Source organism: Croceimicrobium sp. (genome assembly GCF_965228705.1).
Lineage (GTDB): Bacteria > Bacteroidota > Bacteroidia > Flavobacteriales > Schleiferiaceae > Croceimicrobium.
In genome coordinates, this window is the sequence record NZ_OZ245832.1 from 3,081,177 (window position 1) to 3,097,773 (window position 16,597).

Annotated in this window: 11 protein-coding genes; 7 read left to right on the plus strand and 4 right to left on the minus strand. The window is 44.7% G+C overall.

All coding sequences use genetic code 11. The annotated features are described in order from the left end of the window. Positions 1 to 5: 5 nt before the first annotated feature. The 3 genes from ACO05P_RS13785 to ACO05P_RS13795 form a co-directional block, all read right to left on the minus strand. The gene (locus tag ACO05P_RS13785) at positions 6 to 1,490 is read right to left on the minus strand and encodes a transporter substrate-binding domain-containing protein (protein WP_421751686.1); all 1,485 of its coding nucleotides are present in this window, start codon (positions 1,488 to 1,490) and stop codon (positions 6 to 8) included. Between the two features lie 75 nt (positions 1,491 to 1,565). Next, positions 1,566 to 4,007, minus strand: a complete 2,442-nt coding sequence (locus ACO05P_RS13790) for a T9SS type A sorting domain-containing protein (protein ID WP_421751688.1) — start codon at positions 4,005 to 4,007, stop codon at positions 1,566 to 1,568. A gap of 143 nt (positions 4,008 to 4,150) precedes the next feature. Further along, on the minus strand, positions 4,151 to 6,412 hold the full coding sequence (locus ACO05P_RS13795) for a S46 family peptidase (protein WP_421751690.1): 2,262 nt from the start codon (positions 6,410 to 6,412) through the stop codon (positions 4,151 to 4,153). 153 nt (positions 6,413 to 6,565) lie between these two features. Here ACO05P_RS13795 and ACO05P_RS13800 point away from each other — a divergent pair, with 153 nt between their 5' ends. The 7 genes from ACO05P_RS13800 (at position 6,566) to purQ (ending at position 13,738) form a co-directional block, all read left to right on the plus strand. Further along, the gene (locus tag ACO05P_RS13800; RefSeq protein WP_421751692.1) at positions 6,566 to 7,720 is read left to right on the plus strand and encodes a cystathionine gamma-synthase; all 1,155 of its coding nucleotides are present in this window, start codon (positions 6,566 to 6,568) and stop codon (positions 7,718 to 7,720) included. A 50-nt stretch (positions 7,721 to 7,770) separates the two neighbouring features. Beyond that, complete coding sequence (locus tag ACO05P_RS13805) at positions 7,771 to 8,490, plus strand: SDR family NAD(P)-dependent oxidoreductase (protein ID WP_421751694.1); 720 nt, start codon at positions 7,771 to 7,773, stop codon at positions 8,488 to 8,490. A gap of 80 nt (positions 8,491 to 8,570) precedes the next feature. Beyond that, positions 8,571 to 8,936 carry a hypothetical protein gene (locus ACO05P_RS13810; protein ID WP_421751696.1) on the plus strand — a complete coding sequence of 122 codons (366 nt, stop codon included), beginning with the start codon at positions 8,571 to 8,573 and terminating at the stop codon, positions 8,934 to 8,936. A 174-nt stretch (positions 8,937 to 9,110) separates the two neighbouring features. Continuing rightward, positions 9,111 to 10,652, plus strand: a complete 1,542-nt coding sequence (locus ACO05P_RS13815) for an acyl-CoA carboxylase subunit beta (protein ID WP_421754911.1) — start codon at positions 9,111 to 9,113, stop codon at positions 10,650 to 10,652. Between the two features lie 149 nt (positions 10,653 to 10,801). Beyond that, entirely contained in the window at positions 10,802 to 11,413 is a 612-nt protein-coding gene (locus ACO05P_RS13820; RefSeq protein WP_421751698.1) for a thioredoxin family protein, read from the plus strand. Between the two features lie 53 nt (positions 11,414 to 11,466). Next, a complete protein-coding gene (locus ACO05P_RS13825; protein ID WP_421751700.1) occupies positions 11,467 to 12,936 on the plus strand; it encodes a DUF4153 domain-containing protein in 1,470 nt (489 codons plus the stop codon). 106 nt (positions 12,937 to 13,042) lie between these two features. Beyond that, positions 13,043 to 13,738, plus strand: coding sequence for a phosphoribosylformylglycinamidine synthase I (gene purQ, locus ACO05P_RS13830; protein WP_421751702.1), 696 nt, complete (start codon positions 13,043 to 13,045; stop codon positions 13,736 to 13,738). A gap of 52 nt (positions 13,739 to 13,790) precedes the next feature. Here the strand turns inward: purQ and ACO05P_RS13835 are convergent, their stop codons facing one another. Next, positions 13,791 to 16,481, minus strand: coding sequence for a T9SS type A sorting domain-containing protein (locus tag ACO05P_RS13835; protein ID WP_421751703.1), 2,691 nt, complete (start codon positions 16,479 to 16,481; stop codon positions 13,791 to 13,793). Positions 16,482 to 16,597: the final 116 nt, after the last annotated feature.

Consider the following 16,597-nt stretch of genomic DNA (forward strand, 5'->3'; position numbering starts at 1 on the left):
CAAAATTACCGCAGCTCGGCAGAGCTCACAAGGCTATCGCTAGGCCTTGCCGGAATTAATTGTCGATAATGTGCATAGCGTAAAAAGATATCGCGCACATAGCGGAAGGGCTCTTCACCCCGCACCGGACCATAGCGAACAATGGGATTTGAATAGACCTTGTACTGCCCCATTTTTCGAAGCCATAGGGCTGTAGCATCATCAAATTGCAGGGAGTCTAATCCGGCTTGAGCCGCCAAACGTTGCGCATCCAGTAAATGACCATAGCCACAATTGTAAGCAGCCATGGTAAATTTGATTCGCTGGATGGTGTCCGGAATAGTCTCAAATTTATCGAAGATGTCTTTCAGATATGCCGCTGCCGCCATTAAGTTTTGCTCGGGATCGTAAGTGTTATTTATGCCCAGATCATTTGCCGTGCCTGGCATAATCTGCATTAAGCCACCTGCTCCGGCCCATGACTCAGACTGTGGATCGAAGCGCGACTCTTGATACACCTGGGAGGCCAGTAGCCGCCAATCCCAACTCAGACTATCCGCTGCCCGGCGAATCAAGTCATCATATTTACTGATCTGCCCGCTGTTTTTACTGTAGAATTCGCTTTGCACCCGACGTTTATAGGACTTCTTATGCACGTAGTACTTCTTATAGATAAAGGCATAGGTGCCATTCTTTCGCATGCCTTTAATCCAACGGTTCACTTCCTTTTCTAATTCAGGAGAGTTTTTACGCAAACCCCAGGCAATTCGCTGGGAAAAGCTTACTGGCGTTTCTACATCTAAAATTGGATAGAAGGTTTGATTGATGGAGGCCACATTATAGTCGGCAATGGCATATTTGATTTTACCATCGACCACCATTTTAATTACATCCTCAATATTATAATCACCAATAATGGTGTCGATATTGATATTGCCCCCCAATTCTTCTTGTAAATGAAGCATTCGCTCATAATAGGAAGAACGCCGATGCACATGTACGGTATCGCCAATAAGGTCGATAACATCCCGCACCAATTTTCGATCAATTTGATCACGATTTAATCTCCGCCAATTGCGCGGTTTGCGCTGCACCAAGGCCTGATGAGTGGTGTAGAGGTAATCGCTAAAGGTGATCAGCTTTTTCCGGTCTTCGGTAATGGTAAGGCCATAAGCAATGATATCGCCCTCACCGCGATTGAGCATATCAAAAACCTCATCAATATTATTGGCTAATACTATTTCCAGTTCCAGACCTAAATCCTGAGCTAAACGCTTCAGTAATTCATATTCATAGCCCATGGCCTCTCCTCGGTAAAGGAAATAGGTGGTGCTGCTATACACCATTATGGCTTTTAATTTTCCATCGGCTTGTATCTCCGCCAAATCGCGTTCTAAGGTCGGGCCAGTCAATTCGGCTTTAGGACCCCGATTGCGTGAAGAGCCAATTTTCCCTTGATCACAGGCTGTGTTCAAAAAGAGCAAAGCGACAAAAATGAGCAGTCCGCGCATGGGGCTTAAGATAGCAAAAAGGTAGAAACTGCTCCTATGGATTTTTGGGAATGAAATTTCGAGAATAAACCTGGCTTAGTGTAGGCGTAGGGCCTCAGAGGCAGTACCCCAAACGATGCGATAAAGCCCGGGTTCCCAAGCTCCAAGCTGAAGCAGTTCTTCTTTAGAATTGGGGACTTGCTGCCACAATAAGCGCCCTTGCAGATCGAAAATTTGTAGGGTTTTTTCCTTTAAGCGATCATCTCCAACTACCATCACTTTTCCTTCACTGGGATTAGGATACACCTGCAACTTTTGAATGTTGGTCCATTCTTCCAGTCCAATATTGGAGTCGAATTTCATCCCAAAGCCAAAGAATCGTTTGCTGGCCGACCAACCCGCGCTGCTGGCCGCGGATTGCTTGCGCTTGTTTTTAAAGCTCAAGGCTTGCACATCCCAATGGCTGAGGGAAGACCATTTCATGTCGAAGTTTAAGCGTCCTGTTTTTTGAAGGATTAAGCTATAGTCATTTCCGGCCTCGAGCCGCACGGAATCTTGAAAAACCAGTGCCATAGTGCCCACTACTTGTAGGCTGTCTTGCCAAACAATCTGGCTGTTCTCATAGAGCCAAACTTTCATTTGCCCGCTATTTGTGAGGTCGGGATGTAAGCCCCAAATCGTTAATTCTCGCAGGCTTCGCCCTTCACTAATAGTGAAGTCCAAACGGTAGAGGCTGTCGGTATAGAGCGCTTGGCTATTATGTTGATTTAGACTCTGCCATTGCATGGGATGCAGATTCGAGCCCCAAATATCATTAGGCAGCACTCTCAGGGTGTCGCTGTGGTAAAGGCAGTTGATGCCCGGATCGAGTTCTGACCAGTAGGTAGCGCTTCCGCGGATGTCTAAATGATCCTGGCTGGCATCAGGAATGGCGGCTAGTCCATTGGCAAACCAGCGGGTCTCAAAATTGGTGGAATCTAATAGATGTATTGAACCATTGCTGTTTTGCAAACGAATATGGCTTTGAGCCGGATCGTGCAACAGGATGTAAAGTGAATCCAGTTTTTGACCATTCAAGCTATCACGTAAGTACAACCATCCAGATTGGTTGGCCTGCACATCAGGGTGGAAGTTGTTGAGAGTGTCTGCAGTTACAATATACTGAGCAGGCGACCAGTAAACCGATGCTTGAGGACTGCTGTTATAGGCCAGGCGAATTTTTTTGGTTTGATTGCCACATAGCTGCAGGCTATCAATCCCCATAAAGTTATTGCTGTAAATGCCATTTGTAGGCCGAAGGCGAATTAAGAGATTTAGGGTGCTACTACCCTCGAGATAACATTCGCGCGCTTCGGTACGCAGCAGCAAACGGCCTTCCCTTGGTCCGAAGCTGTAATTCGCCGCCTGGGGTTTCCAGGTGAATTTTAGTTGATTGGGGGTGCCACTGCTTAAACCACCACCCGTATTCAGGCTAATCAATGGCCCTGGAACTAAGGCAGGGTTTTGATTAAAAGGACGAATACCGGGATCAAAATCATTACGAATAATTGTCCAGCTGGTGGAATCTCCTGAAATGAGTAAACTGCTTATTTCCAATTCGATACTATCACCTACCCTAAGGTCAAAGGTGTCTACATAATTATTTCCTGTAATAGGGATGTAGGTCTGATTATGCTCCAGCCCAATTATGGGAGGACTGGCCGCAGCGGTAGTGTCTAGTAAGTACAAATGTCCCCAGGAATTTTGAGAGGCATAAATCTGGCCACCGCTGTAATAGCTGAGTTCCACCGGACAGGCATATTTCCCGGTTTGACTGCTATTGGGATTATCGAATACTTCATAAGACCAGCCTGGTAATTGATAGGAATAGAGATTAGGACCACTGTTTAGATCTTCAGTGCTATCAGGCAAGGGGGTGAAGAGGTTGTAGCCACTGTTAAAAGGGTGATTATTGGGGAAATTGCTTGGCTCCGTAATTACTGAATCTACCATTGGTCCCGGAGAATACACTCCGATGGGCAAGTAATTCCGTTGTCCCGGTTTTTGAAGATGCAACCAGGGATGTTTCAAACTGCTAATTGTTCCGGCGGGGTGAACCACCCAATCGCCGGTAAAAGGGTCGAGGCTGGGGTAAATTTTTAAACTGAGCGAGGCAAATAGATTGGTAGTGTTGTTCAGCGCAACGGCCAATCCTTGAAAGGTAAATTCATAATAACCCTGCGGCCCCGGAGCGGTAGTACTGAGATCTATGGGATTGCTTTCATAAACCAAATCGTAAACACTAAAACCACAGGAATCCAGGTAAAGAATCTTGCTTGTAGCACTATCATAAGGGACTTGAACCGAAATGGGGCCGGCCAGGCTTAGGCTTCCGGCATTAACCGGGAAGCTGCCGATGCTTTCTACATAATGGTGAATGCGGAATATAACCCTGCCAATGCTATCTACCTTATAGTCGACCAATGCGGTGAGCTGATGGTTTGCTTTAAGGCCAAAGCCAAATAATACCAGAAAAACAGGGAGTAAAAAACGAGGCATGCTTGCTGCAATTTTCCCCAAGGTAAATATTCACTGGGCTAAAGCAGCCCTACTATGAGCCTCCGCTATGATTTGTCGAGTAAAAGAAAAGCCGCCTCAGAAACTCCTGAGACGGCTTTTGGAAAATTTGCTTCAAGCGTGGCTTACATTTTAGCCGCTTTTTTAGGCTCTTCTTTGCTGCTGTCTTCTTCCATGGTCATGGCATCAGAATCGGCAACAGGCTCAGTAATAATTTTCATCTCAGCAATCAGGTTTTTAGCACCTGCATACTTTTCGATGATGAAGAGGGTATAACGAACGTCAACCGAGATAGTACGTTGAATTTCAGATTCGAAATTGATATCACCACTCATCGCTTCCCAGTTACCGTCAAAGGCAGTACCAATCAATTCACCACGGGCATTGATTACCGGGCTACCAGAGTTACCACCGGTAATGTCGGTATTGTGGATGAAGCATACTGGTAATTCACCATCTTCATTAGCATAACGACCGTAATCTTTAGCTTGGATAAGCTCTTCCAAATGGGCAGGAACCACAAACTCAGGATCATCATTATTCTTCTTCTCCATAATACCTTCTGCGGTAGTATAGTGATTGTAGTGCACGGCATCACGTGGATCGTAGCTTCCTACAGTACCATAGGTTAAACGCATGGTGCTGTTTGCGTCAGGATAGTAGTTCTTATCAGAATTCATCTCGCGCAATCCGGCAGTAAACAAACGGTAGGCTTTTTCCAACTTATCATCTATTTCACCATTGTCATTAGAAGCTTGGTAAGCAGCGTACATCCCTTCACCTAAGGCAATACCCATGTCTTTCTTCAGGGTCTTGGCTTTAGGGTCTTCGAGGTATTCCAATAATTCTTCTTTACTGGCTAAAATGCTCTTGTCAAAAAGCTTCTCGGCATATTTAGCAAAGTCACCTTTGTACTTCTTGCCAAGTTCTTTCAAAATTTCAGGCTGCTGATCAGCAGGAATATCCTTGTAGTATAATGAAAGCATATTGGAGGTAAGATCTTGATCAAGCTTAGCATTGTAGTCCTTGTAGAACTCGTCTGCATTGTCTTTTAAGCTGTTGATGATGTTTTCCATGGCGGTCTTCATCTGAGCTTTGGTGTCCTCGTCCTCAGTTTCTTCCATTTTCTCAGCCGTATTAAAATAGGCTTGCATGGTGCGTCCGAAGCGAAGTCCTTGTAAAGCGATTTCCGGACCGGTAATACCAGCCTCACGAGCATAAACTCCAGCTTTTACAGTTTTGTTAGTCTCGGCATAAGCCTCAGCAAACATCTTTAATACCTCGCCGTATTTGGCTTTGCGTTTGGCATCAGCATTTACCCATTTGGCAAATTTGTCTTCAATTGCCTTTTTCTTGTCGTAAACGTGATTACTCTGTAATTGCTCGGTTTGACCGATATAATACTTCCAGTAATTAGATACACGAGCGTACTTAGAAGCATATTGGATACGAATAGTATCATCTTGCTCCATATAACGCTTCATTACCTCTAATTTAAGGTCACGAACACGCACTACTGCAGGGCCGTAAAGATCGATTTGCTCTTTTACACCCCAGCTGGTTAAGTAACGGTCGGTAGAACCGGGATAACCCATTACCATGGTGTAGTCACCATCTTGAACTCCGCTAATGTTTACAGGTAAGAAGTGTTTAGGAGTTAAAGGAACATTGTCCTCAGAGTATTGTGCAGGCTTACCGTCTTTGTCGGCATATACACGGAACATAGAGAAGTCACCGGTATGACGAGGCCACATCCAGTTGTCGGTGTCGCCACCGTATTTTCCCACAGAAGAAGGAGGTGCTCCAACTAAGCGGATGTCGTTGAAAGTTTCGTAAACGAAAAGGTAGAATTCGTTTCCGTGAAAGAAGCTGCGTACGTTGGCATCGTAGTGAGTACCATCGGTAGCCTCATCTGAAATGGTTTTTCCAATTTCAGAAATGGCTTTGGCGCGCTCTTCTTCGCTCATGTCATCGTTAAGCTCATTTAAAACGCGGTTGGTAACATCTTCCATGCGTACCAGGAAGCGAACAAACAAACCTTCGTTAGGGAGCTCTTGACTTTTTTCATAAGCCCAGAAACCATCGGTAAGATAATCGTGCTCAGTGCTGGAGTGCGACTGAATTTGACCATATCCACAGTGGTGGTTGGTAAGGATCAATCCTTCGTTAGAGATGATCTCGCCGGTACAAAAGCCACCGAAAGAAACAATAGCGTCTTTAAGACTACCATTATTTACGTCATAGATCTGCTCGGGAGTAAGTTGAAGACCGTGTGCTTTCATGTCTTCATAGTTGCGGCCCAAAAGGAGGGGGAGCCACATGCCCTCATTAGCAAAAGCTGGCAGAGCCAAGGCTAAAGCCAATGTAAAAGACAATAGTTTTTTCATTGTTATGCTACGTTTAATTAAAGTGTTGCGAATTTAAGGATTAGGACTTGAATTGTCGAATGAACAGCTTTGGAGGAGCTTATTTAGACGGATTTAATCGCATGGGCTCCCAACTAATCCTTTTACATTTGCTGTAAATCCAAAAATATCAAGATGTCGGATAAAGACTTACGCTTTAATTCGCTCACCATTCACGGAGGACAAAAACACGAAGAGGCTACCGGTGCGGTAATGCCTCCCATTTTTCAAACTTCTACTTATGCGCAAACCCATCCGGGTGGGCATAAGGGCTTTGAATATTCTCGAACCCAGAACCCCACACGTATGGCCTTGGAGAACTCCATTGCCAGCATTGAAGGAGGCGGTTTTGGTTTAGCCTTTGGTAGTGGCTTAGCGGCTATCGATGCCGTAATTAAAATGTTGGAGCCCGGAGATGAGGTGATCTCTACCAACGATTTATACGGTGGTACCTATCGTTTATTTACCAAGATTTTCAGCAAATACGGAATCAAGTTTCACTTTACCGGGATGGCTGATGCCAGTGCCGTAAAAGAAAAAGTGAATGCGAATACCAAACTCATCTGGGTGGAAACCCCAACCAATCCGATGATGAATATCATCGACATTGAAGCCATGAGTAAAGTAGCTAAAGAGGCAGGCGCCTTATTGGTGGTAGATAACACCTTTGCTACCCCTTATTTACAAAGACCTATTGAGCTGGGCGCTGATATTGTTATGCATAGCGCAACCAAATACCTGGCCGGTCACAGTGATGTGGTTTTAGGTTTATTAGCAGTTAAGGATAAAGAAGTGGCCGATCAGCTTTACTTCATTCAGAATTCCAGTGGTGCGGTTTGTGGACCAATGGATTCTTTTTTAACCCTGCGCGGTATTAAAACCCTGCATGTACGAATGCAACGTCATTGCGAAAACGGTAAGGCCGTTGCGCAGTTCTTACGCGATCATGATCGGGTAGAGTCCGTATACTGGCCAGGCTTTGAGGATCACCCCAATCATGCGGTGGCCCAAAAGCAAATGAAAGATTTTGGCGGTATGGTAAGCTTTCGCTTGAAGGGCGACAGCATGCAGGATGCGGTGAAAGTGGTATCAGCCTTGAAGGTATTTACTCTGGCTGAGTCATTAGGTGGAGTTGAGTCCTTAGCCGGACATCCTGCTTCTATGACCCATGCCTCGATTCCATTGGAAGAACGATTAAAGACCGGTGTTACCGATGGCTTAATACGATTAAGTGTGGGTATTGAAGATGAGGCGGATTTAATAGCCGATTTGAAACAAGCACTTGCTTAAGTAATTTTGAAAAGCCTTCCATTTGGGAGGCTTTTTTTAAAGCAATACAGATGAAGAAGTTTTATATAACGGGGACCAGCTCCGGAATAGGGATGGCGCTGGCGCAAGCGGCCCTGGCGCAAGGGCATGAGGTAACGGGTTTTGCACGACGCCATAAAATTGAGCATCCGAAATACCGCCATATTAATGTGGATTTATCTCAACTCGACCAGTATGCCGGTATAGGCTTTGATGGCCTGAAAGAGGATACGGATGAAGTGATTCTGGTGAATAATGCCGGTACCCTGGGCTCAGTTAAACCGGTTGCACATTTGGATCCCCGTCGTACCGCAGATGCCTATCATCTCAATTTGGTAGCACCCAGCTTGCTTTGTAAGCTCTTTCTCGAAAACCTGGCTTCGCGGAAGATTAAAAAAACCATCATCAATATTTCCAGTGGGGCGGCTTCTTATCCGGTAAAAAGCTGGAGTGTGTATTGCGCATCGAAAGCTGGTTTAGCCATGTTTTCAGAAGTATTGCGACTCGATCATCCCGACGTACGAGTGCATGCTATTTCTCCCGGAATTGTAGATACAGAGATGCAAGGAGAAATTCGCCGCAGTCGGGTAGAAGACTTTCCCGATTTACAGCGTTTTGTCGACTATAAGCAGAATGATGAATTAAGTTCGGCCGAAACTGTGGCTCAAAAGCTCTTATATGTTATTGATCAAGCCGAGAAATTTACGGAGGTCCAAATGAGCTTAAGGCAGGTAGAGCTGCCGAAAAGCTAAAGAAATCTTAAAAGCAAGAATTAGCATTAAACCAATTCATTTTCAAGGTCTCAAAGGGTAAATCATTAAAATACGAGATCATGAAAAAATTAGTGTTTGCCTTAGCTCTCAGCCTGTTTAGTGTACCCATATTTGCGCAAATGGGACCTTGCGATCGTTCGGACCGAGCGGATCGCAGTCCAGAGAAACGCGTGGAATTAAGGTTGCGAAAAATGGCGGAAGACTTGAATTTGACCGATGAACAAATTGAGGCAGTGAAGCCCATCTTGCTAGACTTCCATCAAGCGGAAGCTAAAGCTTGTGAGGAAAGAATTACCCGTCGGGAGGAAGTGAAGGAGAAACTTTCAGAAGTCCTTTCCGAAGAACAAATGAGTCAGTTGGAGAAAATGCGTCAGGAGCACCGAGAAAAAGGTCGAGGATTGCATAAACAACACCGCGGCGGTTAAGCCCAAAACGATATCGACTCTTGATTTATGGAGGAGCCCCTAAGCTTAGTTTTACGGGGCTTTTCTGTTTTTAAAGTCTGGAAAAAGCTGTCGGATATCATGAACTTGGAAGTCATTGTTTAGTACTTTGCGGTGTTTTTTAAAACCTATCAAAAGCAATTTCCCATGGCAAGCATGCAGGATAAGATTAAGGATCTCGAAGCCAAAATCGAGGAAGCGCAATTAGGGGGCGGTCAAAAGCGAATTGATGCCCAACACGCGAAAGGTAAACTTACCGCTCGGGAGCGGATTCATTTTCTGCTCGATGAGGGTAGTTTCGAAGAAACAGGAATGCTGGTAAAACACCGCTCCAATTTCTTTGGATTGGATAAACAGCAGTTTTTGGGCGATGGCGTATTAACCGGATATGGGACTATCGATGGTCGTTTAGTATATGTTTTTGCACAAGATTTTACCGTTTTAGGGGGCTCTCTGGCGGAGGCTCATGCCGAGAAAATCTGCAAGGTGATGGACCTGGCCATGAAGAATGGTGCTCCTGTTATAGGATTGAATGATTCGGGGGGTGCCCGTATTCAAGAAGGGGTAGTTTCCTTAGGGGGCTATGCCGATATTTTCTACCGTAATACCCGCGCCAGTGGAGTGATTCCACAGCTTTCAGCTATTATGGGGCCTTGTGCTGGTGGGGCGGTATACTCTCCAGCCTTAACCGATTTTATCGGGATGGTTGAGAATACCAGTTATATGTTTGTAACCGGACCCAATGTGGTAAAAACCGTTACCCATGAGGAAGTTACCTCAGAGGAATTGGGAGGAGCTTCTGCTCATAGCACCAAATCCGGGGTAACCCATTTTACCTATGGAAATGAAATGACCCTGATCAAAGGTTTTAGGAAATTACTTTCCTATATGCCACAGAACTGCGAGGAGGAAGCTCCCGCCCTGGCTTATGAGCCCGGAGATGAAGTTCGTCCTGCCTTGAATGAAATCATTCCGGAAAACCCTAATCAGCCTTATGATATTCGTGAGGTGATTAATGGTACATGCGATGAAGGCAGCTTCTTGGAGGTGCACAAAGATTTTGCTCCTAATATCGTAGTTGGATTTGCTCGTTTGGCAGGTCGTTCCATCGGTATTGTAGCCAATCAACCTGCTTATTTAGCCGGGGTTTTAGATAATAATTCTTCCACTAAAGGAGCGCGTTTTGTACGCTTCTGCGATAGCTTTAATATTCCTTTATTGGTATTTGAAGATGTGCCTGGTTTCTTACCTGGTACCGATCAGGAGTGGAATGCGATCATTAGCAATGGTGCTAAATTGCTTTATGCCTTTAGTGAGGCTACCGTTCCCCGTATTACCGTAATTACCCGTAAGGCCTACGGTGGTGCTTATGATGTGATGAACTCCAAGCATATTGGAGCCGACTTAAACTATGCCTGGCCATCAGCGGAGATTGCCGTAATGGGAGCCAAGGGAGCGGCAGAAATTATCTTCCGCAAGGAGATTAAGGCCGCAGATGATCCCGAGGCTAAATTGAAGGAGAAGGAAGAAGAGTACGCTTCTATTTTCGCGAATCCTTATCGTGCCGCGGCCCGTGGTTATGTAGATCAGGTAATTCGTCCGGATGAAACCCGCCAGAAGCTGATTAAAGCCTTTAAAATGTTGGAGAATAAAGTGGATAAACTTCCTCAGAAAAAGCACGGAAACATTCCATTATAGATTGAGCATTTTCAATAAACAGAGCCGGATTTTAAGATCCGGCTTTTTTATGCCCCTTGTTGTTGAGCCTATCATTCTGGTTGTTAGCCGGATTTAACAAATTAGAACTGAGGATTTCCTTAAATTCCAGATTCCTAAAAACACAGAAAATGAAGAATTTGAAATCCTTAGTGGCGATGCCGTTATTAATGTTGGCTTTAATCGCCTTTAAAGCAGATCATCCCTTATTAGAATTTGGGGCTGAAGCGCCCATGGCAGATCGAAAAATGCAGGCCGTAGATGGCAAAAGCTATAGCATCAATGAGCTCAAAAAAGAAAAGGGCTTATTGGTCATCTTTAGCTGTAATACCTGTCCTTTTGTTCTGGGCTGGGAAGATCAATACCCAAAATTGAAATCGCTGGCTGATGAAAATCAAATAGGAATGGTACTGGTAAACAGCAATGAGCGTAAAAGAGACGGCGATGATAGCATGGCCGAAATGCAAAAGCACGCCAAGGAAGCGGGCTATACCATGCCCTATGTTTTGGATGCTAAAAATGAGTTGGCTAATGCCTTTGGGGCGAAAACCACTCCTCATGTTTATCTCTTCGATGGGGCTATGAAGTTGGTGTATCGCGGAAGTATCAACGATAAGTTTGAAAACCGCAGCAAAGAAGCTGAGAAAATGTATCTGGAAGGAGCCCTGAAGGCATTGGGCGCCGGAGAAAAAATTGATCCAGCCGATACTCGCGAATTGGGCTGCTCCATTAAAAGGCTCTAGTTCCGATCAAAATAACTTAGAGAAGGTCGCGTTTCTTGTTCAAAATCAAACTAATGAGGAACGCGACTTTTTTATTCTTATGGCTCTTGTATTATCTCCTTTTCTGGGAAGAAGGCACGGGCCTCAATTTGGTTTTATTTGGATTGCTGGTGAGCCTGAGCTCTAAGGCCATGCAGAAACAATGGCAACTACGAGAAGGGGAGTGGCCTTATATCCTCAGTTTTTTGGCCACGGCTTATGCAGTAATGGCCTATAATTCTGCGCTGGGGATTTTTGCTTTTTGCATTATCAATTTCAGCTATCAAAGTTTCCTTTGGGGACCCAAACTGAGTGTGCTCGAACATTTTAGTCATGGCTTCATCCGCATATTTAATTTTCAAAAAGCTCTTTTACCAGCACCTGCTTATGGACCGCCTTCAGGCAGAAGGGCCTTCGCAGTCCTCCGATTGAGTATTTTACCCCTGGTGATTTTCGGACTTTTCTTTGCCCTCTTTAGAGCCGGAAACCCCATGTTTAAAGAATGGACCAATGATTTTACCGGGCTCTTTACTCAGCTCTTTGAAGATTTCTCCTGGGGGCTTTTTTGGTTTATGCTTTTGGGTTTCTTCATCCTACGTTCTTTCTTTTTAAGAAATAAATCCTGGCCATTAAGCTTCCAGCTTGGTGATTTTATCCAGCGAAAGCCCGGGTCTAAAAAGCAGAAGCCCTTTTCTTCTCTGGCCCTAAAGCGTGAGTATCGCATGGCCTTGCTGGTATTCTTTTCGCTTAATATCCTTTTGCTTATCGTAAATGTGATAGACATCCGCTGGTATTGGTTTGGCTTTGACATGCCAGCGCACTTTAGCTTGAAGGAGTTTTTGCATGAAGGCGTTGCCTACCTTATTGCTTCTTTAATCTTGGCGGCAGCGGTGGTCTTCTATTTCTTTCGCCGCAATTTGAACTTCTATCCCGGTAATAAAAACCTAAAGCTACTGGCTCAAATATGGCTGATTCAAAATGCCGTGCTGAGTATTTCCGTCTTGTTGCGAACTAAATATTATATTGATTTCCACGGCTTAGCCTATGGTAGAATATTGGTTTTGAGCATTCTTTCCATTGTATTAGTGGGCTTGTTTCTTCTGAATCGCAAGCTTAGTGAGGCTCGTAATTACAGTTATGTTTTTCGCCATGTTTCCCTCTACAGTTTATTGCTGATTGCCGGATTGAGTTTATGGGATATGGATAGCAGTATCCTTCGCCATAATTTAAGTCATGGCCGAATTAATGAAATAGATGTAGACAATTATTTACGCCTCAATTCTCGGGTTCTGCCAATGGTCTATGCCAATTTGGATCGAATTGAAGAACAGATCAATGCCCATCAAAGTAATGATGTGCGTTGGATAAAGTATAGGGATATTGAAGATTTTAGTCGAGCTCTGGATTCTCGTAGAGAGGTATTCTTGCGTGGAGAAGCCAAACAGAGCTTTTGGTCCTGGAACTGGGCCGATGCTAAAAGCCAAAGGAGCCTGGCTGGTTTATAAGGTCTCTAGTATTTTTTTAAGATAGATCAATCCTTTTAAAAGGGAGGGAAATGGTGGCTATCAACTTCACAAACCTTCGTACTTTTGCGCCATTAAAATTTGGACTATGAAAATTGGAGTAGTGGTATTTCCTGGAAGTAATTGCGATCAGGATATGATCTATACCCTGCGTAAAATGGATCACGAAGTAGTGGAATTATGGCATAAAGACATCGACCTGCAAGGGGTAGAAATGGTGGTGTTGCCTGGAGGATTTTCCTACGGAGATTACTTGCGCAGTGGAGCCATTGCTCGCTTTTCGCCCATTATGGAGCAGGTAATTGCTTTCGCTGATAAAGGCGGGTATGTTTTAGGTGTTTGTAATGGATTCCAGGTTTTATGCGAAAGTGGCTTATTACCAGGAACCTTGCAGCATAATACCAGCCATAGCTTTATCTGCAAGAATGTTCATTTAAAGCCGGTATCTAAAACTGCGGCCATTACGGCATCATTAGATGATAGTCGTGCCTATATGATTCCCGTAGCCCATGGTGAAGGGAACTACTACGCTGATGAGGCTACCTACCAGCAATTAGTGGCCAATGATCAGATTTTATTCCGCTATTCCAATGCTCAAGCTGAGGTTTCTGAGGCTGCTAATATCAATGGCTCCTTGGATAATATTGCGGGGGTCTGCAATGCCGGAAAGAATGTATTTGGCATGATGCCTCACCCAGAACGCGCTGCAGATGCCAATTTGGGGAACCAAGACGGGCTCTTGTTATTCGAAAGCTTATTCAACAATTTAGGGGTAGAAGCCTAAGCTGTTTTAAATAGAAATAAAAAAGGCTGCCATCATGGGCAGCCTTTTTTGATTATAGGATAATTAATTTCTGTTGATGCCTTTTGGCTCCTTTTCGAAGGTTTAGGATATACTCTCCTTTGGCCAGATGGGCGATATTATAGATTCGATCCGGGTTCTTTTCCGACCAACGGTCTTGCAGAATTCTTTGCCCTTGCAAATTGAAGAGCTCTAATTCCCAAATCCCTTCTGCTTCAAAATCTATTTGAAATTGATTATTGCTGGGGTTGGGATAAATAGACCATCCTTTTTCCTCATTAGTAAGCGCGTTTTCAGCAATGCTTAAGCCTCCTTTAAATTGAGCGGTGTAAACCCCTCGACCATGAGTAGTGGCCATAATGGTATAGTCAGATTTTCGCATTTTCAGCATATCTACCCTTACATTGGCCAAGCCATTATTCGCAGGATTCCAATTGGGCATGGAGTCCAGGAAATTGCGGGTTTCCCAAATTCCTAATTCGGTAGCAAGAATTACATTTTGCTTGTCGCGAGGATTGATCAAGCACCAGCGAACAGGCATATCGGGTAAATCGCCTTCTTTGTTCATCCAGTTTTGGCCTCCATCTTCCGTATAAAAAACGGAGGGGATACCATAGTTTGAAAAGGTAGCAATGAGTTCCTTTTCGCTTTCGCCTACCTCTATGCAGGAGATATAACCCGCCGGAAAATTGGAGCCCGTGATTTCCGTAAATATTTCATGATCATCCACATCGGCACTATCCACGCGGAAAATGATGCCCACTCCACTAGCCACCCAAATGGTGGTAGTGTCATCTATAAAAGGGCTAACACGGATATGGCTGATGCGATCTCGTAAACCGGTTAAACGAACTACCTCTTCATTTACTTGTGAATTAACATTGCTATAGCGGTAAAATTGATAGCTGTTTTTGCAAGCATAGAGAATGTTCAAATTAGGGTCGTAATCGGCGGGATTAATAAAACGACCATCACCATTATTAATAAAGCTTTGCCCAAAGCTGTTCCCCGAATTAAAAGAGCGGTAATAATTATTGTATACATAACTGCTCATCCAAAAATTGGGACTAATCTGGTCGATAAAGCAATAGGCACCATCCCCACCGGTAGCGCGATTTGTGGTGCCAAAACCACTTTGCGAAAACCTTTGCGTTCCATTGTCTTGTGCACCGGCAATCATTTGGTTGGAACCGGCATAAGGACTAAGGTCCCCGGCATAAAACTGAGTTACATTATAGCCTGCATTTTGGGTGCTGAAAGCGGGGTTCGGTGATTGCAATGAAGTGGATCGCGCTACTCCACCATCATTACCAAAAAGTGCTTCATCGGAAGATCCGGGCTTGAATACTATTTGATGCTGATCGGCATGTAAATAGGGGTAGGCTGTTCCGCCATACCATTGGCTTAACTGAGTCCAGCTTGTGCCGGTATCGGTGCTGCGGAAAATATTAATACCACCTACCAATAAAGTTGCCTCATCATTGGGATCCACCTGAGCAATAAGATCGTACCAGGCCTGTCCGCGGGTGAAATCATGCGAGGGGATGCCGGGATCATCATCATCGGGTCGATTCATGGCTTGCCAGCTGCTCCCGGAATCTGTACTGCGTAACATTTGATGAATGATACCATTGTTCTCGATTAGGGCATAAATAAAAGCAGCATTACTGGGAGCAACGGCTACTTCCACGCGATTTCCATTGGTATTACGTGCCCGGAAAAAGTTTAGGCCATCATCACTGTAAAGAATGGCTCCGCCACCTCTGGAACCATTGGTGCTGATGGAGTTGGTTGTGCCAATCCAAATTCGATTATCCGGGCCAATTTCAATATCCGCAACTGCATAGTTGTATAGGGTTCCTGGTACGGTGTCCATTACCTGATTAAAAGTCTGGCCGCCATCAATAGAACGATAGAGCCCCTCGTGATTACCTGCTGTAGGTTCAAATCCATTGTAAGACGCATCTCGCACGCCTACGTATAAAACCCCATTACCATTTTCATTGCGAACGGCGATGTCGCGCACCGCATCAAAGTCGATCGAGCTGCTGAGTTGGTTCCAGCTTTGGCCTCCATCGGAAGTTTTCCATACCCCTTGACCGCGGGTAGAGGATAGTTCGCCAAGACCTTCGCCGGTACCTACATAAAAAATTTGGGGATTGGTAGGGTCGTAGGCCATGCAGCTTACCCCGAGGCTTTGCCAGAAATCATCTACGGGTACCCAAGGATTAGTAGGATCGCTTATATCCGTAGTATACCAAAGGCCACCACTAACGGCTCCGGCCCAAACTTTTTTATGAGAACTGTCGTTGGGATCGTACATCAAAGCTCGGGTACGTCCACCTACATCATAGGGACCTCTTTCTTCCCAAAGCAGGTCTGGAAGATTACTGCTGTCCAAAGCGGTTTTTTGTAGAAAGGATAGTCGTGCTTGTTCCAATTTGCTTTTAGCCGCCAGGAGTCGTTCCGGAGTGGGATATCCCAAAGCCGGATCCATAGTCATGATAAAGTTTTGCTGTTCTGCCAGATCCGGGCGATCGGCTTTGGGAAGCTTTTCCCAATCTTTCAAGCTAATACCTTGGTCTTGATTAAAGGGATGTTGCGCTAAAAAATTGGCATACTCTTGATGAATATCGACTTGCGCATCTAAATTTTGAAACCACAGCAAATAGCTGCTAAAAAGACCAGCGAATAGTAAGGTGCTGGTTATTAGATATTTTCTCATTAACGAATCATAAAGCCCTTGGAGGCAGGGGTTAGTAAATTTGCGAATATACTAGTCGTGCAAATTCCAGGTAACTTTATAATGACGATCAATTAATATTTTCGTTTGGTTCTGAT

Excerpts from the sequence above, each read along its gene's own strand:
- ACO05P_RS13785 (WP_421751686.1), bottom strand. The coding sequence starts at position 1,490 with ATGCGCGGACTGCTCATTTTTGTCGCTTTGCTCTTTTTGAACACAGCC.
- ACO05P_RS13790 (WP_421751688.1), bottom strand. The coding sequence starts at position 4,007 with ATGCCTCGTTTTTTACTCCCTGTTTTTCTGGTATTATTTGGCTTTGGC.
- ACO05P_RS13795 (WP_421751690.1), bottom strand. The coding sequence starts at position 6,412 with ATGAAAAAACTATTGTCTTTTACATTGGCTTTAGCCTTGGCTCTGCCA.
- ACO05P_RS13800 (WP_421751692.1), top strand. The coding sequence starts at position 6,566 with ATGTCGGATAAAGACTTACGCTTTAATTCGCTCACCATTCACGGAGGA.
- ACO05P_RS13805 (WP_421751694.1), top strand. The coding sequence starts at position 7,771 with ATGAAGAAGTTTTATATAACGGGGACCAGCTCCGGAATAGGGATGGCG.
- ACO05P_RS13810 (WP_421751696.1), top strand. The coding sequence starts at position 8,571 with ATGAAAAAATTAGTGTTTGCCTTAGCTCTCAGCCTGTTTAGTGTACCC.
- ACO05P_RS13815 (WP_421754911.1), top strand. The coding sequence starts at position 9,111 with ATGCAGGATAAGATTAAGGATCTCGAAGCCAAAATCGAGGAAGCGCAA.
- ACO05P_RS13820 (WP_421751698.1), top strand. The coding sequence starts at position 10,802 with ATGAAGAATTTGAAATCCTTAGTGGCGATGCCGTTATTAATGTTGGCT.
- ACO05P_RS13825 (WP_421751700.1), top strand. The coding sequence starts at position 11,467 with ATGAGGAACGCGACTTTTTTATTCTTATGGCTCTTGTATTATCTCCTT.
- purQ (WP_421751702.1), top strand. The coding sequence starts at position 13,043 with ATGAAAATTGGAGTAGTGGTATTTCCTGGAAGTAATTGCGATCAGGAT.
- ACO05P_RS13835 (WP_421751703.1), bottom strand. The coding sequence starts at position 16,481 with ATGAGAAAATATCTAATAACCAGCACCTTACTATTCGCTGGTCTTTTT.